The following is a 23,507-nucleotide window of genomic DNA, read 5'->3' on the forward strand; positions in this document are numbered from 1 at the left end:
CAACACAGACCCCGAGAAGAACGAACAGCCAGAACCGAGCCTGCGTGACACCAGCCAGCAGAGCCTTTGAGGCAGATGGAAAATTAGGAAACAGAACGATATCTCTAAGGTAGCTAATACGTGATCAATCTAAATATCACAGAGTCGCCTGAACCTGAAGCTCGACACTGTCCAGATCCGGAATCATGGCGGTAACTCCCTCGAAGGTCACGGCAACCTTATCAAACTGCCCCATACCCATGGCTTCGACTTCCTGTAGATCGTTTTCGCCAACGTGCATTAAGCGGGGGATACCCTGCACCAGAATGGCGTAGAAAGGCATCTGAGGGTTCGCATTTACCCCGTTGACGATAATAAAACGTGCATCCGGATTCGGTGCCGGTGCAGCCTGGCCACTCATCAGTTCGTAACACAGAGCCGGAACCAAGGTCCCACGCCAGTCCAGACGACCGAGAATCCAGTCTGTGCTGGCATTCGTTGTCAGCAGGTGCGAAAACGGGATAACCTCCGCCACCGTTACGTTCGGCAGGATAAGATTGCGATCCTTTAACGGAACCAGCAGGCAGTCCACCTGTTCAGGCTTGTTATCCGCACTGGTGATCTGGTTTTCGCTCATAATTCTCTATCCATTTATCTTTCAAGTGTTCAACCAGCTTCAGCGCCAGCTGATACGAATCGCCTACGAAGGTTACTTTTCCAGTGTGTATCGCACTTTCGGGCATAGAGGCATTACCACAGCCTTCAGGGGCCTGAACCCATACATCGGTGCCTTCCGGCAGTGCTGAAATACTCTCTGCGCCGTCACTCCCCATACCGCTGAACAGAATACAGCCGAAGCGTTGTCGAGCGTGATTAAACACTACGTCAATGACACCATCAATGGACGGTCCATAAGGGCCATCCCAGGGGCTGGTCCCAAGACTGATACGGTCCAGACCGACAAGGTCGAAGGTCGTTGATACCGGTGCAATCAGCACTTCACCCGCGGCCAGAATCGCAGCATTTTCGACATTCTTAAGCTGGTACAGCGAATGACGCCCAACCGCCTGACACAGTGCCTGCTCGAACCTTTCATCAATATGCTGGGCGTAAACAAACGCGACCGGCAAACCTTCGGGCAGCACGTCGAGAAACTCTTTTACGGCCTCTGGCCCACCCAAAGAGGCGCCCAGAACAAATATATGCAAGGGGAGCTTGCGTGTGTCATCCGCAAATACTGCTGGAAGCAGAATCTCTCTGTGTTGTTTCTGCGCCCATGGCACCTGGCTGACTTCAGCCGCAGGCGCCGGAGTGTCCGTCAGGTCCCGTAGCTTAGTAAGCAGCTTCTTTTCCCAACGTAAGAAGCTGGTGCAATTGTTATCCGGTGCGTCATCCATACCGACGAGAACAGGCGCGTCTCCGTCCAGTAAGGAATCAAAGCTTTCCCCGCAGACTTCATCGTCATCGCGAACAGTGACTAACCAGGCATCTGCCTGAGTCTCCCTGATCAACGCCAGGGTCATTCTTGCGGCCGGGATATTCAGTACGACCTCAAACCCAAGCCGCTCCAGTGACTCCGCCAATATGCGTTGCTGCAAAAGGTCGCTGTTAATCACAGCGACTCTTGGGCTGCCCACTCAGTAAACCTCGTGCCCCAGGAAGGCATTGATGTTTTCCAGCAGCGCTTCTTCCTGGAAGGGTTTACCCATATATTCATTCACACCAATGCTTCTCGCTCGCTCACGGTGTTTATCACCGGTACGCGAAGTAATCATGATGATCGGAAGATCTTTCAGGCGCTCATCATGACGAACCAGTGACGCTACCTCAAAACCATCCATACGAGGCATCTCGATATCGAGCAACATGACATCGGGTTTCACATCCTGCAGGACTTCCATAGCATGCATACCGTCTTTCGCGGTCAATACTTCCATGCCGTGGCGTTCGAGCAGACGTGTCGTTACCTTACGTACCGTCACCGAGTCATCGACAACCAGCACCTTAGGCAGACGACGCTCTTGCTCGTGACGCGCTTCAGCCGCTTTATTATCAAGCGCTTTAGCCTGCTGATACTCAAGGCTGGTATAGGTACGGATCATGGCTGGCAGATCGAGAATGATAACAACACTACCATCCCCCAGAATCGTGCCACCTGAAATATCACGTACTCCAGCAAACTGAGGACCAAGGCTCTTCACCACGATCTCTCGCGAGCCCAGCAGTGCATCAGCCTGCAAAGCAAAAGGAACCTGACCGCGAACCAGAAGCAAAGGCAGCGGCATGTGCTGACCCGAGATCTTCGGATGAGAGTGCTCATCGAGCATCGCTCCCAGATACCCCAGCTGGTAGTCGCGACCGGCGTAATTAAAGAAGCGCTCGCCTTCAGGCAGATCATAGAGGTTCTGTAGCTCGGCAACGGAAGCACGAACGATCCCCTGAATGTTATTCAGAGGAACGGCATACAAGTCTTCACCGATGCGAACCATCAGTGCCCGGTTGACCGACACAGTGAACGGCAGACGAACTTCAAATTCACTGCCTGTCCCAGCTTCAGAACGAATTTCAACACTGCCGCCCATCTGCTTAATTTCGCTGCTGACGACATCCATACCGACACCACGACCAGAGATCTGTGTAATGACCTCTGCCGTAGAGAAACCAGGTTGCAGAATAAACTGCATAATATCGTGCTCAGTCGGCTCAACACCGTCTGGCACCATGCCGCGTTCACGGGCTTTCTTCAGAACCGCATCAAGGTTAATGCCCTGACCGTCGTCGCGCAGGGTAAGAACAACATCACCACCGTCACGACGGATATCCAGCTCAATGCTGCCTTTCTCGGGTTTACCGGCTGCACGGCGTTGCTCTCCACTCTCGATACCGTGGTCGACGGCATTGCGGACCATATGCTCAAGAGGAGAAATCATACGTTCGAGAATGGTACGGTCCATTTCACCATCGGCGTTGTTAACCCGCAGCTCGACCTGCTTATTCAGTTCAAGGCTGACCTGGCGAACAATACGACGCAGGCGTGGCACCATACGCTGGAAAGGAACCATACGGGTCTTCATCAGGCCTTCCTGCAGCTCCGTATTCACCCGGCTTTGTTGCAGCAGAAGTGTCTCAGCGTCACGGGTTTTGCCCGAGAGGGTTTCTTTCAGATCGATAAGGTCGGACGCAGATTCCATCAATGCTCGCGAAAGCTGCTGCATCGCCGAATAGCGGTCCATTTCCAGAGGATCAAAGTCTTCGTAATCTGGTCCATGACGCTCCTGGCGGAACAGCACCTGAGCTTCAGTTTCAATATCCAGACGTCTCAGCTGGTCGCGCATCCGGTCCAGCGTCTGATCCATTTCTGAGAGAGTCCCCGCGAAGTCGCTGACCTGCTCTTCCAGACGCCCCCGACCAATCGCTGTCTCACCGGCCAGGTTGACGAGGCTGTCGAGCAGATCAGCTGAAACTTTCACCAGCTCAGTAGGTGCTTTTCGCTGTTGTGCCATCGCCGGAGCCGGGCGTTCCGGCGCCATCTCAACCTCTTTACCGGACAGAGGTACAACGGCTAATGATCCCTCGTCGCCTTCAGTGTCGGCCTGTGATTCGTCGGACAGATCATCGCTCAGGGAAACAGGGGCATCCGCCTGTCCGCCGGTATCTGCAACAACGTCTTGAGCAGACACTGGAGCATCGACCACCAGCTCTTTTTCTCCGAGCACGAGCACGCCATCACTGTCGAGCAGGCTGGCTACATCATCAATCTTTGACTGCAGGTTTTCCTGCCGTTCATTGAGGTGCATGAAGAAGGTGTCGTCAAAGCGGGCTTTGCGCGACAACGCCTTCTGGATATCTGATTCGAAGTTATGGGCTGTGTCACCGATGACTGATAACCCAGCGAGGCGAGCGCCACCTTTCAAAGTGTGTAACACACGCAGAAGTTCGTCTGCGCCCTGAGTTGACGAAGGCTCCGCACGCCATGCTTCAACGCCTTCATCCAACGCTTCCATCAACTCACCAGCTTCTTCAAGGAAGATGCCGACAATTTCACGGTCGCTCTCATCCGCGGTTTCAGACTGCACCATATAGGCACGCGAGTCCGCTTCCGCAGTATCCTGAACAGGCCTCGACTCAGCACCACTGCGCTGCGATGCCACTTTGAGAGCCTCAATCATGCGCTCGGGATTTTCTGGGCCCTTGCCTTCCCTCACAGATTGCAGCTGTGTAAACAGTAAATCGTGAGCACTTTGTGCCAGCGGTAATGTATCTTCGGAAAGATCAATCACCCCATCATTCAGGCGCTCATAGAGTGTTTCCAGCTCGTGGCATAAATCAGCAACTTCTGGCAACTCGGCCATACGTGCACCACCCTTGAGGGTGTGCAGCTCACGCTGAAGTTCAGAAACCGGCAGAAGGTCTTCTGGGGTCTTTTCCCACTTCTGTACGATGGACTCAATGGCTTCGGTGATTTCCTCAGCTTCCTCAAGGAAGATATCCAGAATCAGGTCATCTTCCTGCTCTTCGATATCGGCCTGCTCTAGCTCACTCAGGGAGGACTCATCAACCTCAGGAACCGGGGGTGTTTCTTCATCGTTAAGAGAAAGCATCCCCTCCACAACGGAAGACTCACCAGCATGAGACCCGGCGGATTCATCTGGCTGTTCTTCTGTCTGCTCATCTAGCTGTTCTTCTGCTTGCTCATCAGGCAACTGCGATTCAGGGAACTGCCAATCACGAACGCGACGAACGGTGTCCGACACGTCAGGAAGATCCTGACCTGCCGCCAGGCAGTCCATCATATTGAGCAGCTCTTCATGCGCATCGCTGATAAAAGCGACTAACTCTGGCTCAGGATGTGCCGCCGCGTTGCGTGCGCCCTGATAAAAATGATGCAGTGCCAGCGCCATTTCTTTCACTGCTGGGATGCCTGCGTCTTCTGCGGCCTGTGCTGCTGATGACAGATCTGCCGAAATAGTGTCGAGCACCTCAGAGCTATCTTCTTCCTGCCACGTCTGCAGAAGCTCATCGGCCTCAATCAGCGAATCCATGCCAGAAGCCAGGAAGTGACTGATTGCTTCGGTCGATATGCCCGCTGCCGATTCGCCCTGATACATAGGCTGAAGCTGCTCAGTTTCAATAGCAGCCGCGCGCTCGATTAAAGCGGGTGCTTCTGGCATATCTTCGAGCAACATAAGCTGATCGACAGTCAGATAAGAACGCAGAGCCACAGAAGCATCGTTCAGCAACGACGCCAGTTCTGGAGTATTCGGTAAACGGAAAGCACGAAGCTCTTTGGTTAATTTTTCAATAACAGAAGCGACATCGGCAAGCGGTGCCAGCTCTGCCATGTGCGCACTGCCCTTAAGAGTATGCAGGGCTCGCTGCAAAGCATCGCTGATCTGGTTACCACACGCCGTTTCATTCGACTCGGTAACAAACTCATCGACAACCGCGAGGTGTGCTTCAGCTTCGGCAATAAAGATTTCCAGCAGTGCGGCACGATCTTCTGCCTCTTGTTGAGCATCGGTATCCTGCGTCGCTTCCGGGCTGGCCAGCTCTTCCACCACGCCGATAGCATCGTCTGCACTACTCTCAACGTCATTACTCTCAGCGGTACCATCCTCAACGATACGCGTATCCGCTTCGACGTCTGATTCAGCTTCTTCCACAGGATCTGCTGAATCGTCCTCAGCAGATGAGCCCGGCAGAGTCGCCGGCTGGTTGCCCTCAGCCGTGGCGAAGGCATAGTCCATGTATGGCTGAACATCGATTGAAGCAGCACGCTTAGCACGGAAATCTTCAATGAGGCCGGGAAGTTGTTCAATCACACGATCGACGAACGCAATCATGTCATCATTGACAGAAATCGTCTCATCGAGCACGCGGTTGAACATATTTTCTACGGACCATGCCAGTTCGCTGACATCATCCGCTTTCACCATGCGGCCACTGCCTTTCAGAGTATGGAAAGAACGTCTTACGGTGGTCAGCGCTTCACTGTCATCCTGATTCTTACGGTAAGCAGGCCAGAACTCGCCCAGAGTCTCGGTAACTTCTTCTGCTTCCTCGAGGAAGACTTCAATGATTTCATCATCAATGAAGTCATCGTCAGCGTCTTTTAATGCGTTATCTGCAGGTTCGCTTAGAGTCTCTGCCGGCTGTTCTTCGTCCAGATCCTCTTCGAGCTCAATAATTGGCAGTTCATCGGATTCGGACACGTCTGATTCGGCAACATTGGAGATCAGATCCTGATTACTTTCTATCAGTTCATCGTCGAGACCGAGCGCTTCAGAGAAGCTGGTAACATCGACGGCTTCATCCGCAAATCCTTCGGGTAACTCAACATCAGAGAGATTTTCAGACGCCGCAGATTCAATACCGCAGCGCTGCATCAACGTGCTCAGCGTATTTTCCGCGCGCTCAATAATCGCGATATCAGTAGACGTTGACTCGTCAGAGTAACGTTCAAGATAGTATTCAACACCACTGAGAACTTCCGCGACCATATCCATAACGCCCCATTCCGGCGCTGGGCGGTCGGCCAGCAGCGCCTGCTGGACGAATGTTGAGAGATTCGATAACAATACCGCGACGCGCGGCATTGGAATCATATTTAATGAGCCTTCAATCGAGTGCAGAAGTGCCGGGACTTCCTGCAATTTCTCGGTTGACCACTGATGCGCTATGTAAGAAACGACGCCGTCTTTTACCTGCTCCAGGACATTACGCGCTTCACGAAGCACAGCGCGCTGAGCGTCGGACATCGCGCTGTCGCTGACAGACTTAGTGGTGTCACCATCACGGATCATTCCGTTTAACGTCGCTTCGACGTACAGAAGTGCACCCGCGACATCCAGTAATTTACTGTCCTGCTCGTCACTGGCTTCGGCTTCAAGCAACGCCACTATCGCGCTTTCCTGCTCCTGCATTACCCGGCGTGGCATGCCTAACCCCAGCATCCCCATAGTATCGGCAACCTGACGGACAGTACTGCGGATAGATGTCAGAGCAGGTTCGCGTTCGGCAGAACCACGTACAACCTGATCAAGCTCATCTTTGACCGTGGAAATCTCTTCTATCAGAGCAGTCAATGCTCCCGATACCGCATCCGAACCTGCTCCCATCGCATGATCTTCCGCGTCTTCCGCATTAGGCAGAGCTTCAGCCAACCGGAAACGCTTCTGCACCAGACGAATGGCTTCACCACGCGCATCAGTGCGGGCAACATAGAACAACAGATTTTTCAGCAGCTCTTCAGCGGGCGGACGATTAATCGCCGCCACGCCTTTATCAAGACCGGTTTTCAGAAGTTGATCGAGCTGACGTAACAGAACCTTGGCGCTTTTTGGCAGGCTGTCCTGGTTCAGCAACCACTCACTGAATGCCAGAGCAGGCAACCAGACAATCCCCTGAGGGGTACCACCCATGGACTTATTGAGCTTAGCGAAGAGCTTATTAATGTAGTGTTTCGCCAGGTCCGGGTCGCGATCCTGCAGCAACTGGAGAGTCGCCGCCTGCAGCATCTGACGCGTTTTGCGCAGCCATGGCGAAAAATTGGGTTGGGTAAACAGGTTTTTCTGCGCTCCCGTCAACGGGGCGTTGTGCTCGACGTAAGGCGTGAACAGTGACGTTTCAGACAGGAAGTTTTCACCGCGGGTAGACCGCAGTTCATTCAGGATTGGCAACAGCACCACAGGCAGGTCACGACGCCCGACCTTCACGTGCTCAAGATAATGCGGCAACTGAATAATGGCCTGCATCAGTACCTCAAGGCCATCCCGCTCATTACTCAGGGAGCCCTCAGTCAATGCCAGAGCAACCGCTTCCATCTCTTCAGCCAGCAGCGCAGCTCCGTAGAACTCCACCATCTGCAATGTTCCATGCACCTGGTGCAGGTAACTTAAACAGAAGCGCAGACGACTTCTGTCTTCGGGATGTTCAACGTACGCTTCAAGTGCCTGCTGAGCCTGTTGCAGCGTATCCTGAATTTCCCCTTTTACCCATTCCAGGGCGATGTAGTCCTGACTCATCGCCTTGCACTCTCCCCTGTCGATGTGGATTGTTTGCGGACAAACGCGGTCACCTGACCACTGTGCACCGATTCTAATAGCGGGTGCTCCCAGTCCACCATTTCACCGAGCCCGATAACCAGTAAGCCCCCCGGCGCAAGACGTTGCGCGAGAGCATCAAGAATTTCCCGCCGACGCCAACGACGGAAATAAATAAGAACGTTCTGACAGAAAATCACATGCTGCGACTGCAGAGGACAGTTCTTCAGATTAAGAATGTTTACCTGACTGAAGCAGCAACGACGGCGTAACTGAGCGGCCACTTCTACCTGCTGTGAAGACAGCGGCGCAATGGCCCAGTTGTGGTACTCAACCGGAATACGTTCAAGCGCTCGCAACGGGTAACGGCCGCTACGTGCTTTACGAAGAACAATCGTGGAGATATCCGTACCGGTAATGGAGTACTTAAGGCCGGTTGAAGCGAGGTTTTCCTCGGCAAGCATGGCCAGGGTGTAGGCCTCTTCACCCGAGGAGCAACCAACACTCCAGAACTCCATGGTCTCTTCACGAGCCTGCAAACGCGGACGCTGACGACGCATATGCTCGACAACCAGCTGCAACGCATCCGGGTCGCGGAAAAAACGTGTTTCCTGGACGGTGAGTCGGTCGACCAGAGTCGACCACTCCATCACGCCGGAAGGGCCGTCCTGAATCTTTTCGTAGTACTCGCCGTAATCGCGGATGCCGAGTTCCAGCATGCGCAGACCCAGGCTGGTCTGTAAGAAGGAGCGACGCTGCTGGGGCAGAAACATCCCCGTGCGCTCCTCCAACAATCCCTGCCAACGATTAAACTGCACATCGTCAAGTTCAGGGACCGTACTCAGACCATTGCGGATTGACTGGCTCATGTATCAGACCGTTGCGTCAGAGCCCTCAGAGAGTGCTCTGCTCTTCTTCGGTTTCTTCATGAAATTCTGCGTCAGTCACTGTCTCTGGCAGCTTAAAGCCGGCCACAGATTCACGCAGCATATTCGCCATTTCCGCCAGATTACCAATCGACTTCGCAGTCGCGGTGGTACCCGCAGAAGTCTGCGACGTAATTTCCTGAATGACGTTCATCGTATTGGAAATATGACCCGCAGACGACGCCTGCTGACGTGCCGCGTTGGAGATGTTCTGAATCAGTTCTGCCAGGTTATTCGATACGCTTTCAATTTCTTCCAGCGCCACACCCGCATCCTGTGCCAGACGAGCACCACGTACCACCTCGGTGGTCGTCTGCTCCATCGAGATAACTGCTTCGTTGGTGTCGTTCTGAATCGTTTTAACCAGCGCTTCAATCTGCTTGGTCGCCGCGGCAGAACGTTCTGCCAGACGCTGTACTTCGTCAGCAACAACCGCGAAGCCCCGACCGGCGTCACCCGCCATCGATGCCTGAATCGCCGCGTTCAGAGACAGAATATTGGTCTGGTCAGCAATGTCGGTAATCAGGGAGATGATGTCACCAATCTCCTGCGAGGATTCACCCAGACGTTTAATACGCTTAGATGTTTCCTGAATCTGCTCACGGATATTATCCATGCCACTGATGGTTGACTGTACAACCTCAGAGCCTTTGTTCGCGATCGCAACCGACCGCTCCGCAACCGCAGATGATTCAGAGGCGTTGGCGGATACCTGGTCAATCGACACCGCCATTTCGTTGATCGCTGCCGACGCACCGGCAATTTCCTGAGCCTGGTGTTCAGATGCTTCAGCGAGGTGCATTGCCGTCGCCTGAGTTTCCTGAGCCGCCGACGATACCTGTACCGCAGTATCATTAATCGAGGATACCAGTACGCGCATCTGGTCGATCGCGAAGTTAATCGCGTCGGCGATTGCACCGGTAAAGTCTTCGGTTACCGTCGCTGATGCTGTCAGGTCACCGTCTGCGAGGTCAGCAATTTCGTCAAGAAGACGCAGAATCGCAACCTGGTTCTGTTCGTTAGTCTGACGGGTATCCTGCTCCCGCAGCTGGGCTTCTTCCTCACGCTCACGAGCACTCTTTGACTCGGTACGGAAGTAAATATAGGCAAACAAGAGAGCAATAAACGCAAGAACATAACCACCAAGCTGAATCATGTTCCGCTCTTCGGCATTGTTCTGAATTTCATTGGTCAGAACCGATGTCTGCTCAAGCAGAACACGAGAGTTCTGGAAAATATTGTCGGAGGCTTCACGAACCTGGAAGAGTTCAGGAGAGGTTTCCAGAATTTCGTCCACCGAACCAGATACGAATTCAAACAGCTCAGCAACTTCAGCCAGTGCATAAACTGCTTCTTCGTTCGTTACCTGAGAAATGTTCATGGCGATGTTGCCCTGAATCATACCGTTCAGTACCCGACCAAACAGCGAGGCGTCACGACCAAAAGCATCGGCGGCCATAACGGCATCATCACCACCCGCCAGTACTTTGTTTACCGAGCGTACAATACGTTCTGCAAGCCAGGACTGACGCTGAGCAACCGCAACCTGATCGGCAGGTGCGCCGCTTTCAAGCAGGATGTCTACGATCTCATCGTACTCAACCTGCAACTGAGGAATGGTTTCAGATAGAAGCTCGGCTACTTCGTGAACCGAAAGTACGATCTGCTCAGAGCGGATAATCTGGTCAGCATCTTCACGAACACTGTTCCAGGTTTCCTGAACACCCGACTGCGAGGCATCTTCTGAAGGGGGCAGACTCTTCGAATCATCACCGGCGACAAGATATCCCCAACGCTTATCAAAGTTATCGCGCGCCTGGCGCAGCTGGGTAAATGCATCTGGTTTACCACCAGCAGCCTCTACCGCGTTCTTCGCCAACTCCTGAGACAGAACCCGCAGCTCGCCCGAGTGCTCAAGATACTGCTCATCCTTTGTGGCCAAAATATTGACCCCAATGGTGATACCAATGAAACCGATCAGGAAAACGAACATCAGTACAATGGCACTGAAGTTACTCTTTTTCCCCTGATTTACTGTGTTTCCACTCATGCCGTCCTCTCCAAACTCGCTGCATGCTGATCCGACCCGTCGGGCCAGTAAATTGTTATTATTTTCCGTTCCGTGTTTATACGGCGATATTCATAAACTCAGGTGACCTCAACAGCTCACCAAATTCCATGACTGGCCAATTCCTGCCATCGCGTTCAAAAGCTTTCGCAACAAAGGGTGCGAGCGCTTCAGGCACCTGAGGGACAGGTACCTCCCGGTCTACCGGAAAACTCTGCATACCAAGCACTGCATCTACGAGCAGGCCGGTAAGGTATTCATCCTGCTCAATCACCAGCACGCGCTGACTACGCCAGTTACCACGTGATGGCTGACCGAGCAGGCCATTAAGATCCATTACAGACACCATGCGCCCACGGACGTTGGCAATACCAAGCACCCAGTTTTTCACACCGGGCACCCGGGTTACTTTTGGCATCTGCAGAATTTCCACTACGTCGGCCATGTTGGCGACGTATTGCTCGTTACCCAGCAGAAATCCGATTCCGCGCCAGGTCGAAACGGTTTCAACCTGCTGTGGCAGTGGCGACGCGAAGCGTCGGCTGCGATTTTCCATCTCGGTGAGCAGAGCAAATGGTGTCATGGCTTCAGCCTTCTTCTGAGCCGATCAAAGCGTTGATCTCTGATAGCAGGCGGCTTTCAGAAACGGGCTTAACCAGATAACCTGAAGCCCCCTGACGTTTCCCCCAGACCCGATCAGTTTCCTGATCTTTGGTAGTCACAATCACAACAGGAATATTCTTGGTTTCAGGGCTTCTGGTTAATTGACGAGTTGCCTGAAAGCCGTTCAGGCCAGGCATGACAATATCCATCAAAACGAGATCCGGAAGCTCCTGACGAGCAACAGCGACACCATCAGCTCCGTTTTCTGCATTCAACACTTCGTGGCCGTTTTTCTCGAGCACCGCCCGGAAAGCCTCGGTTTCCGTTGGTGAGTCATCCACCACAAGAATGCGTGCCATGCTACTTACCCCTTACTTATTTCGCGTGCTGACGGATAGAACCGAGCAGCTCTTCTTTACTGAATGGTTTGGTCAGGTATTCATCAGACCCGACGATGCGACCTTTGGCTTTATCAAACAGGCCGTCTTTGCTCGACAACATGATGACCGGGGTAGACTTAAACTTGGAATTATTTTTAATCAGGGCACAGGTCTGATATCCGTCCAGGCGCGGCATCATGATATCGACGAAAATAATATCCGGGTCGGTATCGGCGATTTTAGCCAGGGCATCGAAACCGTCTGTGGCAGTGATCACTTCACAACCAACTTTCTTAAGCAGGGTTTCGGCAGTACGACGAATCGTCTTACTGTCGTCAATCACCATGACCTTTACATCTTGAAAATTATCGTCCATACGACAGGCCTTTCACCATCCAATTATCTGTTGTTGTTTTACTCTGATTGGCCAGAGAGTTCTGTGACTCAACCCTCAGACCGGCAAGAGCCCCCGACTGTCCTATAGAAAGAATACAGAAAATCAGTCGTTTCCCCGGGGCCACCGGGACGCTTCGCTTTTGTATCACACTCCGCCCGGACAGGCTAGAGAGCATACCGGGAACCCTGCCTGATGCAACAGACTGTCGCTGACAAAGGTCAGACAAAACGCTGAAAAAGCCAAATAGGATACGTTACAATCGGACGATTAATTATTCCCGCCAGAATGGCGGCTGACCACGCAGCGGAGACGCAATGACTATCAGACTTGGCGTAATCATGGATCCCATTCAGGAGATCCACTTCAAGAAAGACACTTCACTTGCGTTACTAAATGCAGCACAGGAGCGCGGCTGCGAACTCTGGTATATGGAGCAGGCTGACCTCTCCATACAGAAAGGCCGTTCCTACGGTCGTATGGCATCGTTGAAGGTAGCAATGAATCCAGAGCAGTGGGCCGACCTTGGCGAGTTCGAGGATCGCCCACTGGCCGAGCTCGACATCATTATCATGCGCAAAGACCCGCCCTTTGATAGCGAGTTCATCTACAGTACCTATATTCTGGAGCGCGCAGAAGAAGAAGGCGTATTAGTCGCCAACCGCCCTCAGAGCCTGCGGGACTGCAACGAGAAAGTATTTGCGACAGCCTTCCCTGAGTTGATGTCGCCAACTATTGTTGCGCGCCGCGCAGACCTGCTTAAAGCATTCCACAAAGAACATGAAGACGTCATATTCAAGCCTCTCGATGGCATGGGCGGCTCTTCTATTTTCCGCCTGAAAAAAGATGACCCCAACGTTAGCGTAATTATTGAAACGCTGACCGCTCACGGCACCCAACAGATTATGGCGCAGAAATTCATCCCTGAAATCACCTCAGGAGACAAGCGCATCCTGATGATTAACGGCGAGCCGGTTCCCTACAGCCTCGCCCGTATTCCTGCCCAAGGTGAAACCCGTGGCAATCTGGCTGCCGGTGGCCGCGGTGTGACACAGGAGCTCTCGGAGGATGATCGTCGCATTGCCAGCATCATTGGCCCAGAGCTTAAAAAACGCGGCTTATATTTTGTTGGCCTCGACGTCATTGGTAGCTGCTTAACAGAAATTAACGTCACCAGCCCCACCTGTGTTCGCGAAATTTCGCGCGACAGCGGCATCGACGTCGCCGGACAACTGATCGATACACTACTGGAAATCCGCCGTTCCAGTGTGGACAATTCCTGAAGGTGAGAGCAGACTTGCGCGCACAAAGACGGAGACCCTGACAGACCATGAGTGCCCAGACCGTATCAAGCAACGACCGCATGATGTTCGCGATATTTGTCGCGCTCATGGTGCATGCCATGCTTGTACTGGGCATCAGCTTCAGTGCCGAAGAAAGTCCGGCTTTCAGCTCCACGCTGGACGTAACACTCGCGGGCTACCGCAGTGAAGAAGCCCCAGAGGATGCCGACTTTCTGGCCCAGGAAAATCAGCAGGGCAGCGGCACCCTGGACGAAGCTGAGATGCAGACCACGGATGTCGAGGCCGATTTCCACGCCAACGATATCCGCGAAAATGTTCGTGAAGAGCAGATGCCAACAGCACCGCGCACTCAGGACAGCCAGCACACTCAGGTGGTATCAACAACACGCAGTCCCACCAAGCAACAGCAGCAGATAGAAGATCCGCAAGCCCCGACACCCGATATTCCTGAGGGCCCTCAGCAAACTCTGCTGGAGCGCAGCCTGGAAATTGCCAGCCTGCAGGCAAAACTGGATACCGAGCGACAGCTCTATGCACGTATGCCACGGGTTCACCGTTTGACCGCAGCTTCGACTATGAAAGCCGCTGACGCTTACTACGTAAACCTGTGGCGTCAGAAAATCGAGCGAATGGGGGCAATCAACTACCCTCGGGAAGCTGAAAACTGCTACGACAATTGCCGCTTGCGGATTTTGGTATCCATCAATCCTGATGGCAGTATTCACGAGCTTGCAGTGCTGGAGTCTTCGGGCCGCAGAGTGCTCGATGAGGCCGCCACTCGCATTGTGCGACTTGCGGCTCCGTTCGCCCCCTTCACCAACGAAATGCGGCGCGAGATGGATCGACTGGAAATCATCCGTACCTGGCAGTTCACCGGCGATCGTTACCTGTCGGGGTCAAACTGATGCTTGAACTGAACAGCCTCCGCAATCACCTGTTAATAGCCATGCCGGGGCTTGATGGCTCCTGGTTTGGTGGCACGGTGACCTACCTGTGCGAACACAACGCCGACGGCGCCATGGGCCTTGTGCTCAACAAACCCTCCAGCATTGAGTTCAGTGACATCTGTGAACAGCTGGACATTGATCGCCGCAGCCATATTGCACCCACCATTCTTCAGGGCGGACCAGTCAGTCCGGAGCAAGGATTCATCCTGCACGAAGAAACCGGTGACTGGGGCGCTACCATGAACATCACGGAACGAACGCACCTGACCTCGTCGCAGGATATTCTGCGCGCGATTGCTCAAGGCACGGGCCCGCAGAATTATAGTCTTGGCCTTGGTTATGCTGGATGGAGTGCCGGTCAGTTAGACGAAGAATTGCGTGAGAATGCCTGGCTCACCCTGGAAGCCACCCCCGACCTCCTGTTCCGTCTCGATCAGCGCGACTTATACGACGTCGCACTCAGCAAGCTGGGCGTCAGCGCCGAATTTCTCAGTGACGAGTCGGGCCATGCCTGATTCTCCTCAGATTCCTGATCGCATTACTTCCGTCATGGGGTTCGATTTCGGCACGCGCCGCATCGGCATCGCCATCGGCCAGCGCCTGACCGACAGTGCCAATGCGCTCGAACCCATCAAAGCGAAAGACGGAGTGCCCGACTGGGACGCACTGGAACGCATCATTAATGAGTGGCAACCTGACGCCTTTGTCACTGGCCTGCCACTGAATATGGACGGCACCCCTTCAGAAATGAGTCGAAGAGCGGCAAAATTTTCCCGTCGTCTGGAAGGACGTTTCCATCGTCCTTCGTACACTCAGGACGAGCGCCTGACCAGTTACGAAGCAAAAGGTATGGTCATCGAAGAATCCGGACACCAGAACTTCGGTGATTACTCGGTAGACGGTCTCGCTGCCTGCCTGATTCTGGAAAGCTGGATGTCAGAACACCCGAAAGCAGGAGAGCAATGATGAATCTGCCGGATATAGAACAAATCACTCAGGACCTTGCAGAGCAGCTCACTGAGCTAATAACCGAACGCCAACTCGATGACCCGTTACTGGTTGGCATCCGAACAGGTGGTGTCTGGGTAGCCGAGCGACTCAACGACACGCTGAAATGTACCGACGATGTCGCCTCGCTCGATATCAGCTTCTACCGTGATGACTTCACCCGCCACGGCCTGCACCCGAAAGTTCAGGGGTCAGAGCTGCCGGATTCGATTGAAGACCGACACATTATCCTCATCGACGACGTCATTATGAGCGGCCGCACCATACGCGCAGCCATGAATGAGCTTTTTGATTATGGCCGCCCAGCCAGTATTACCCTGGTATGCCTGCTGGATATTGGCCGACGCGAATTACCGATTCAGCCAGATCTCTGCGGAGCAACTCTGGCATTAAACGATGGCCAGCTGGTCAAGCTGACCGGCCCGCGCCCCTTAGTTCTGACTCTGGCCTGAACAGGAACACCACATGACTGATCCCAACACAGTCCAGCTCACCGAAGACGGACGCCTGAAGCACTTTCTGACGACCGAAGGCCTGAGCCGCGAGCTACTCACAGAAATACTGGATACCGCCGATTCCTTTATCAGTACGCAGGAACGTGCCGTAAAAACCGTTCCATTGCTGCGCGGTAAAACCGTGGTGAATCTGTTTTTCGAAAACAGTACCCGGACCCGTTCAACGTTTGAACTGGCAGCAAAACGTCTGTCCGCCGATATCCTTAATCTGGATATCGCACGCTCGGCGACTTCTAAGGGTGAAACCTTGATGGACACCCTCTGGAACCTCGAGGCTATGTACAGCGACATGTTCGTCGTTCGTCACTCCGACTCAGGGGCTGCGCATTTTATTGCCGAACAGGTAACGCCGAACGTCGCCATTATCAATGCCGGTGACGGCCGCCACGCGCACCCGACTCAGGCCATGCTTGATATGCTCACCATCCGCCGCCACAAAGGCGATATCGAGGGCAAAATCGTCGCCATCGTCGGTGATATTCTGCACTCCCGGGTTGCCCGCTCGCAGATTCATGCGCTGCGCACATTAGGGGCTGCAGAGGTCAGGGTCATTGGTCCGGGAACACTTCTGCCGTCGGATATCGAAAGCATGGGCGCTGTTCCTTATTACGACATGAGAGCCGGCCTTGCCGACTGCGACGTTGTGATCATGCTGCGCTTGCAGAAAGAACGTATGCAGAACGCACTCCTGCCATCAGAAGGTGAGTTTTTCAAACTCTACGGCCTGACGAAAGAAAAACTGGCATTTGCCAAGCCGGATGCCATCGTCATGCACCCGGGCCCGATCAACCGCGGTGTTGAAATTGAATCCGCCGTCGCCGACGGCAACCAGTCCGTCATCCTGAATCAGGTCAGCTACGGCATTGCCGTTCGTATGGCCGTGATGGCGATGGCCATGAGTGGCCAGCAAACACCCGTGAACAGTGAGGAGCCTGCCTGATGAGATATCTGCATATTGCGAATGCGCGGGTAATCAATCCTCAGACCCAGACAGATGAGATCACCGATGTCTTTGTCGCTGATGGCCGCATTGCGACACTTGGTCGTAGACCCGATGCCGGTGAAATTGAACACACGATCGATGCCACGGGTCAGTGGTTAATGCCCGGTCTGATTGATCTTGGCGGTCACATACCAGAACCTGGTTACAACCAGAAAGGCAGCATTGCCAGCGAAACAGAAGCGGCCGCCCGCGGTGGCTTCACTCATATCTGCAGCTTGCCGGATACTAAACCCGTCGCGGACACCTCCGCGGTGGTCAAACTGATTCTGGAAAAAGCCAGCAAAGCCGGTTTCAGTCGCGTACTGCCACTGGGCGCTATGACACAGGATCTTGCCGGCGAGCAACTGGCCAGCATATACACATTGTCAGAAGCTGGCGCGGTTGCCATGAGTAACGCCCGCCGCCCGGTCAAAAACAGTTACGTGCTGCGCCGCCTGATGGAATACGCAGCAACGTACGATATTCCCCTGTTCCTGAATGCCAATGATCTCAGCCTGTCCGGTGGCGGTTGCATGCATGAAGGCCCTGTGGCGACCCGTATGGGCCTGCCGGGGATACCAGAAACGGCAGAAACCATCGCCCTCGCGCAGATTCTTCTCCTGGTAGAGCAGACCGGCGTACGCGCTCATATCAGCCAGATTACCTGCCGCCGCAGTGTCAGTATGCTGCAGCAGGCGCTGGAAAACGGTTTACGCGTTACCGCAGACACGCCGCTGGCCAATTTGCTCTACACCCACGAAGCGGTCACCGGCTATGACAGTCTTTACAACGTACAGCCGCCGTTACGCAGTGAACGTGACCGTGAGGCATTGGTGCAGGCCGTAGCGCGTGGTGAACTGGCCATCAGCTCAAACCATAGTCCTCATGAAATTGCCGCTAAAAAAGCGCCATTTTCAGATGCTGAGCCGGGCATGAGTCAATACGACGCTTTCCTGCCACAAGCCATGACGCTTGTCAGCCGTGAAGAGCTAACAGTCGAACAGCTCGTGCGCGCTCTGTCGCTAACACCGGCCAATGTTCTCGGGCTGTCACAATCCCTGACGGAAGGAGCGGATTTTAATGCCGTCCTGTACGACCCGCGAGGCGAGTACACACTTACAGCGTCAGAAATTGCCTCCGGGGGCCACAACCACCCACTGCTGAACCGAACTGTCTCGGGTAAAGTCGCACAGGTGTTTCTGGAGGGCTGCCGGATCAGCTGATTCTGACAGAAACGGTAAAACGGCGAAAAACGCCGGGCCATCTATACTGAAACACACACCCAATTTGTGCAGTAAGTGATGAACCCGGCCAACTCTATTCCGGACCAGAGCACTCTGAATCGCTGGCGTCAGAACTTTCTCGACCTCAACGCTCAGAAGCTGGCGTCCGCGCGAGAACAACTCTCTCCCCGACAGCAGGCCGTGCTGGATGTTCTGCCGCTTCTGTTGCACTGCAACGGTTCCCGCTTACCCGGCTATGTCGCGCCTCACACTCCGTGCGGAATCACAGGGTACACTCCGACACTTGAGCACCATTCAGCATTGCACCAGTTTGCCCGTGGTGCTCAGATCCCCAGAGACCCGGGGCAACGCTGCATTGAAGGCGTCTTCCTCATGGGTAGCCTTGGCAGTGTTGCCCAGAGCCGCAACAGCGACCTTGATGTGTGGTTATGCCACGACGAATTGATGACAGATCATCAGGTCAGCGCTCTTCAGGAAAAGTGCACACGCATTGAAAAGTGGGCCGACTCACAAGGCACGGAAGTCCACTTCTTTCTGATGAACCTTAAAGACTTCCGCGACGGTCAGAGCCAGTCGGCCGATGGCGAGGACTGCGGCAGCAGCCAACACCTGCTATTGTTGGATGAATTCTACCGCAGCGCCCTGTGGCTCGCAGGAAAAACCCCGCGCTGGTGGTTAACGCCTGAAGCACTGGAGTATCAAGCCGACAGCTACTGGACGAAACTCACAGAAAACCATCTCATCGATGTCGCCGACTGGCTGGATGTCGGCAGCCTGCCAACCATACCCGCCGGTGAGTTCGTTGGCGCCGGACTATGGCAGCTCAACAAAGGACTCACCAACCCATATAAGTCACTGCTGAAACTCCTGCTCAACCGGGAATATGCTTCGGCATACCCTGATATCCGCCCCCTAGCCTGGGATTTCCGCAAACAGGTTCAGGAGGGGAACGCTGACCTCTTAAATACCGACCCCTACCTTCTTATGCTACGTCGGCTTGAATCCCACCTCGGAGAAGATGAAGGCGACCTGCGTGACCTCATGCGCAGGGCTTTCTACTTCAAATCAGGCGTTCAATTGACGCGACTCCTCGGTAACCAGCGCCAACAGCGCCGGGTGAAAGCGCTTGAAGAGCAGATCAAAGAATGGGGGTGGACCTACACTTATCTGGACGAGCTGGACAGTCGCCAAAGCTGGCCCGCCCGTAAAGTGATGAACGAGCGCAATGCACTGGTAACACAGATGCTGAACAGCTATCGGGCGCTCGCGACCTTCTCGCAGGAACACGCTCAATCCCTGCACATTAAAGAACGCGACCTCAGGGTACTCGGCAATCAACTGTTTGCTGCGTTCAGGGCCGAGCCAGGGAAGATCATCGACATCAACCCTAAAATCCGCAGCGACATGGAAGAGGAAAAGCTCACCCTCAACCTCAAAGAAGGCATCTGGCAACTGATACCCGGCAGCTGGCGTCCGGGAGACGACAGCGCGGTACTGATGCAGACGCCTTCAATCATAGAGGCCCTGGTATTTGCCCGGCGCAACGGCATGCTCACCAGTCACTCCCATGTTGCACTGTATCCGGCGCATAACCCAGTGACGCAATATGAGCTCAGATCTCTGCTGCAGGACATCATGGAGATCCCCCTGCCGGGCAAAAAGAGCATCGACTTCACCAGTGACCAGACGCCTCTGCGCTGGCATTTGTTCGTCAATCCGGGCGTTAATCCGCAGCAGTCACTGTCACGGCGAGGCATGCAGAAAATAAGCAATCGTGACGATGCTCTGGGCTTCAGCTCGAGTCGCGAGAACCTGGTTCAGTCGGTCGAGCTTCTCACCATCACCAGCTGGGGAGAATGGCAGGTCAGTTACTACTCTGGCGCTGATACCGTACACGAGGCGATGCTGCAGGTACTCAATTTCCGCAGTAAAGCTGATACCCAAGCCTGGCCAGAATGGCGTATTCACTGTCATTGCCAGGTTCGATCGGTGGCGATTCAGAAACGCCTCGAGCAATTACTCAGCGACCTGATTGATCACCTGTCACAGACTAAACCTGCGCCTTATCTGCTGCAGACAGGAGACAGCTTTCATCTCATTGAATACCGTCGCAGAGAGGTCGTCAGTCACCACGCTGAGAATCTCAAAGCGCTGATAAAGCTCCTCGCCCGTCCCCGGCCACGCTTCCGGCGCTGGCACCTCGACCGTCATGCTTTGCCCAGCAGCCCTCTGCGCCTGATCCTGGAACAGGGCGAAGGCGACCAATGGCACGTCTGGTACTGGCGCCAGAAAGGTAAAGTTTTTCTTTATGTGATGGACCAGTACGGATCATTGCATTATCAGGAGCAAAGTGGCTCGGATATTCGTTCGACCCTGGTGCCTTTACTGAGGTTCATCCGCCGACTGAATCAACGCTGGGCTGATGAGTTGCAACAAGAGCGCTGGCCCCTGCACCTGAGCGAACTGCTGCTCGATGGCGAAACCCTGTCTTTCAGTGCGGAACGTCGCCGTATCCCCGTGGAAGCCCGTGAGCCTGCAACCATTGAAGTCAGCGCTAAATCGCACACAAAATCGGCTCTGGAAATATCCGTCAATGGCGTCACGCTGTCACAAGCCACGTCAGGCACTCAGTTATTGCAGGAGGCACGGCAAGCGATTATTGCTGCACGTGCCCACGACCACGCCCAACCTGTCTGGTTAAGCGATATCACTATCGATGACAACCGTCACCTGACCCGCCATCTGCAATTCAGACAACGGCTGGAGCACCTGTTAAACCATCCATCATCCGCCACCTATTCCCCGGCCCGCAAAGGACGCGCTCAGGCGCAGACATAGCACACCATTGCCCGTATAATGCGTGGCATTATGTGGGAGGTAGCCATGAACCTGAAAACCATCGCCTGTGTGTCTCTGATGTTGCTGTTCGCAATTGGCATCAGTGCCTGTGGTCAGAAAGGTCCGCTCTATCTTCCAGACTCCGAACAAGAACAAGAGCAGTAAGCCCATGTCAGCATTTTCATACCAGAACGGCAGCCTGCATGCCGAAAACGTCTCTCTGGCCGCACTCGCCAAAGAACACGGCACGCCTCTGTACGTCTACTCGCGCAGTGCCTTCGAACAAGCCTACCTTGCCTATACTGATGCTCTGGGTGAGTGGCCTCATCTGGTATGCTTCGCGGTCAAAACAAACTCTAATCTGGGGGTTCTGAACACACTGGCACGACTGGGCGCTGGTTTTGATATCGTCAGCATCGGTGAACTGGAGCGCGTTATCGCGGCTGGCGGTGATCCTTCGAAAGTGGTTTTCTCCGGTGTTGGCAAACAAGCCCATGAAATGCAGCGTGCGCTCGAAGTGGGCGTTCACTGTTTTAACGTTGAGTCTGAAGCCGAGCTTGAGCGCCTGAGCGCCGTAGCATCAGAACTGGGAAAAACAGCACCGGTATCCCTGCGTGTGAATCCTGATGTTGATGCACAGACTCACCCATACATTTCTACCGGCCTGAAAGACAACAAGTTCGGTATCGATATTAACGACGCCGTACGCATTTACGAAAAAGCCGCAGGCCTCCCGGGCCTGGACGTAAAGGGCGTCGATTGCCATATCGGCAGCCAGCTCACTGAAATTGATCCCTTCCTTGATGCACTCGACCGCGTTCTTGCACTGGTCGACGAACTCAGCGGGCGTGGCATCACCATCGAACACCTCGACCTTGGTGGTGGTCTCGGCGTGCGTTATCAGGATGAACAGCCTGCTACTCCGGCAGAGTACATTGCCGCGGTAAAAGAGCGTCTGGGCGATCGCACCTTCAAACTGATTTTTGAGCCGGGCCGTTCTATTGCCGCGAACGCCGGGGTCTTCCTGACTCAGGTCGAGTTCCTGAAGCTCAATGAGCACAAGAACTTCGCCATCATCGACGGCGCAATGAACGACCTGATCCGTCCTGCCCTCTACAGCGCATGGCAGGCCATTGTTCCGGTATCCGAGACTTCCGCTGAGCCAGAGCGCACCTACGACCTCGTCGGCCCTGTCTGCGAAACCGGAGATTTTCTGGGCAAAGATCGTCCATTGAAAATTGCTGCCGGAGACCTGCTCGCGGTAATGTCGGCAGGTGCTTACGGGTTTGTCATGGCATCAAACTACAACAGCCGTGGCCGTGCCGCTGAGATTATGGTCGACGGCGATAAGGCGTTTGTCGTCCGTGAACGCGAAACCGTCGCGTCATTGTTTGCTGGCGAAAGCTGCTTACCCGATTAATATCAGCCCGGATAAAGAGACAGTATATGTGGCTTAAATTCAGCAAGATGCATGGTATCGGTAACGACTTCGTTGTCGTTGATCTGATTACGCAGAGTGCGAACATTCGCCCGGAGCGTGTTGCCGAACTGTCGGACCGTAACTTTGGTATCGGCTTCGACCAACTGCTGGTCGTTGAAAAGCCAACCCGTCCGGATGTCGATTTCCAATACCGGATTTTCAATGCCGACGGCAGTGAAGTTGAAAACTGTGGCAACGGTGCACGTTGTTTTGCCCGTTTCGTCTACGACCAGAACCTGACAGGCAAACGTGACATTCGTGTTGAGACAGCCAGCGGTATCATGGAACTGCACCTGACCGACGACCGACAGGTCATGGTCGATATGGGCAAACCTGAGCTGATCCCGGAGAAAATCCCGTTTATTGCCGATGGTTTTGCTACCGAGTACACCATTGATGTGCCTGACGTCGGTATTATCAACCTGGGGGCAGTCTCTATGGGGAACCCACATGCGGTGATCCGCGTCGACGACATCGATACTGCTCCGGTCGAAACCTGGGGCCCGGCGGTGGAGTCCTGCAGGGAATTCCCGAACCGCGTCAATGTCGGTTTTATGCAAATTGTGAATCCACATCATATTCGCCTGCGGGTGTTCGAACGCGGCTCAGGTGAAACCCTGGCGTGTGGTACCGGTGCCTGCGCCGCGGTAGTTTCAGGCCAGCTTCGCGGCTGGTTGAATCAGGGCGTCAAAGTCAGCCTGCCGGGCGGTGACCTGTTCATCGACTGGGACGGCGAAGGCGCAGTGAAAATGACAGGCCCGGCTGAACGGGTGTTCGAAGGTAAAGTAAACCTCTGA

General features: G+C 54.1%; 19 protein-coding genes. 11 read left to right on the plus strand and 8 right to left on the minus strand.

The window, feature by feature from the left end; all coding sequences use genetic code 11:
* Positions 1–136: 136 nt before the first annotated feature.
* The 8 genes from B3007_RS01750 to pilG all read right to left on the minus strand — a co-directional run bounded on the left by B3007_RS01750 (position 137) and on the right by pilG (position 12,374).
* Complete coding sequence (locus tag B3007_RS01750) at positions 137–616, minus strand: chemotaxis protein CheW (protein ID WP_076516779.1); 480 nt, start codon at positions 614–616, stop codon at positions 137–139.
* Entirely contained in the window at positions 585–1,595 is a 1,011-nt protein-coding gene (locus tag B3007_RS01755) for a chemotaxis protein CheB (protein ID WP_301376657.1), read from the minus strand. The genes B3007_RS01750 and B3007_RS01755 overlap by 32 nt, the downstream gene beginning before the upstream one ends.
* 21 nt (positions 1,596–1,616) lie before the next feature.
* Positions 1,617–8,003, minus strand: coding sequence for an Hpt domain-containing protein (locus B3007_RS01760; RefSeq protein WP_301376658.1), 6,387 nt, complete (start codon positions 8,001–8,003; stop codon positions 1,617–1,619).
* Complete coding sequence (locus B3007_RS01765; RefSeq protein WP_068442950.1) at positions 8,000–8,890, minus strand: CheR family methyltransferase; 891 nt, start codon at positions 8,888–8,890, stop codon at positions 8,000–8,002. Before B3007_RS01765 ends, B3007_RS01760 begins: the two co-directional genes overlap by 4 nt.
* 25 nt (positions 8,891–8,915) lie before the next feature.
* On the minus strand, positions 8,916–10,997 hold the full coding sequence (locus tag B3007_RS01770) for a methyl-accepting chemotaxis protein (RefSeq protein WP_414716210.1): 2,082 nt from the start codon (positions 10,995–10,997) through the stop codon (positions 8,916–8,918).
* A 76-nt stretch (positions 10,998–11,073) separates the two neighbouring features.
* Complete coding sequence (locus tag B3007_RS01775) at positions 11,074–11,598, minus strand: chemotaxis protein CheW (RefSeq protein WP_301376659.1); 525 nt, start codon at positions 11,596–11,598, stop codon at positions 11,074–11,076.
* A 4-nt stretch (positions 11,599–11,602) separates the two neighbouring features.
* A complete protein-coding gene (gene pilH, locus B3007_RS01780; protein ID WP_068442955.1) occupies positions 11,603–11,977 on the minus strand; it encodes a twitching motility response regulator PilH in 375 nt (124 codons plus the stop codon).
* A 16-nt stretch (positions 11,978–11,993) separates the two neighbouring features.
* Entirely contained in the window at positions 11,994–12,374 is a 381-nt protein-coding gene (gene pilG / locus B3007_RS01785) for a twitching motility response regulator PilG (RefSeq protein WP_068442958.1), read from the minus strand.
* 335 nt (positions 12,375–12,709) lie between these two features.
* On the opposite strand from pilG, the gene gshB reads away from it, so the two are divergent.
* The 11 genes from gshB to dapF all read left to right on the plus strand — a co-directional run bounded on the left by gshB (position 12,710) and on the right by dapF (position 23,507).
* Positions 12,710–13,675, plus strand: coding sequence for a glutathione synthase (gene gshB / locus B3007_RS01790; RefSeq protein ID WP_301376660.1), 966 nt, complete (start codon positions 12,710–12,712; stop codon positions 13,673–13,675).
* Positions 13,676–13,722: 47 nt separating this feature from the next.
* A complete protein-coding gene (locus B3007_RS01795) occupies positions 13,723–14,601 on the plus strand; it encodes an energy transducer TonB (RefSeq protein WP_068442963.1) in 879 nt (292 codons plus the stop codon).
* The gene (locus tag B3007_RS01800; protein ID WP_068442966.1) at positions 14,601–15,158 is read left to right on the plus strand and encodes a YqgE/AlgH family protein; all 558 of its coding nucleotides are present in this window, start codon (positions 14,601–14,603) and stop codon (positions 15,156–15,158) included. Before B3007_RS01795 ends, B3007_RS01800 begins: the two co-directional genes overlap by 1 nt.
* A complete protein-coding gene (gene ruvX, locus B3007_RS01805) occupies positions 15,151–15,609 on the plus strand; it encodes a Holliday junction resolvase RuvX (RefSeq protein WP_068442969.1) in 459 nt (152 codons plus the stop codon). The genes B3007_RS01800 and ruvX overlap by 8 nt, the downstream gene beginning before the upstream one ends.
* The gene (pyrR, locus tag B3007_RS01810; protein ID WP_301376690.1) at positions 15,609–16,103 is read left to right on the plus strand and encodes a bifunctional pyr operon transcriptional regulator/uracil phosphoribosyltransferase PyrR; all 495 of its coding nucleotides are present in this window, start codon (positions 15,609–15,611) and stop codon (positions 16,101–16,103) included. Before ruvX ends, pyrR begins: the two co-directional genes overlap by 1 nt.
* A 13-nt stretch (positions 16,104–16,116) precedes the next feature.
* Complete coding sequence (locus B3007_RS01815) at positions 16,117–17,106, plus strand: aspartate carbamoyltransferase catalytic subunit (protein ID WP_297531734.1); 990 nt, start codon at positions 16,117–16,119, stop codon at positions 17,104–17,106.
* Positions 17,106–18,371 carry a dihydroorotase gene (locus B3007_RS01820; protein ID WP_301376661.1) on the plus strand — a complete coding sequence of 422 codons (1,266 nt, stop codon included), beginning with the start codon at positions 17,106–17,108 and terminating at the stop codon, positions 18,369–18,371. The genes B3007_RS01815 and B3007_RS01820 overlap by 1 nt, the downstream gene beginning before the upstream one ends.
* Before the next feature lie 78 nt (positions 18,372–18,449).
* The gene (locus B3007_RS01825; protein WP_301376662.1) at positions 18,450–21,230 is read left to right on the plus strand and encodes a class I adenylate cyclase; all 2,781 of its coding nucleotides are present in this window, start codon (positions 18,450–18,452) and stop codon (positions 21,228–21,230) included.
* A 51-nt stretch (positions 21,231–21,281) separates the two neighbouring features.
* Positions 21,282–21,395, plus strand: coding sequence for an LPS translocon maturation chaperone LptM (lptM, locus tag B3007_RS01830; RefSeq protein WP_414716211.1), 114 nt, complete (start codon positions 21,282–21,284; stop codon positions 21,393–21,395).
* A 4-nt stretch (positions 21,396–21,399) separates the two neighbouring features.
* Positions 21,400–22,650, plus strand: a complete 1,251-nt coding sequence (lysA, locus tag B3007_RS01835; RefSeq protein ID WP_068442988.1) for a diaminopimelate decarboxylase — start codon at positions 21,400–21,402, stop codon at positions 22,648–22,650.
* A 26-nt stretch (positions 22,651–22,676) separates the two neighbouring features.
* Positions 22,677–23,507 (plus strand): diaminopimelate epimerase, encoded by an 831-nt coding sequence (gene dapF / locus B3007_RS01840; protein WP_301376663.1) that lies wholly within the window; start codon positions 22,677–22,679, stop codon positions 23,505–23,507.

The organism is Thalassolituus sp. UBA675 (assembly GCF_002297765.1).
In the GTDB taxonomy this organism is placed as follows: Bacteria; Pseudomonadota; Gammaproteobacteria; order Pseudomonadales; family Oceanobacteraceae; genus Thalassolituus.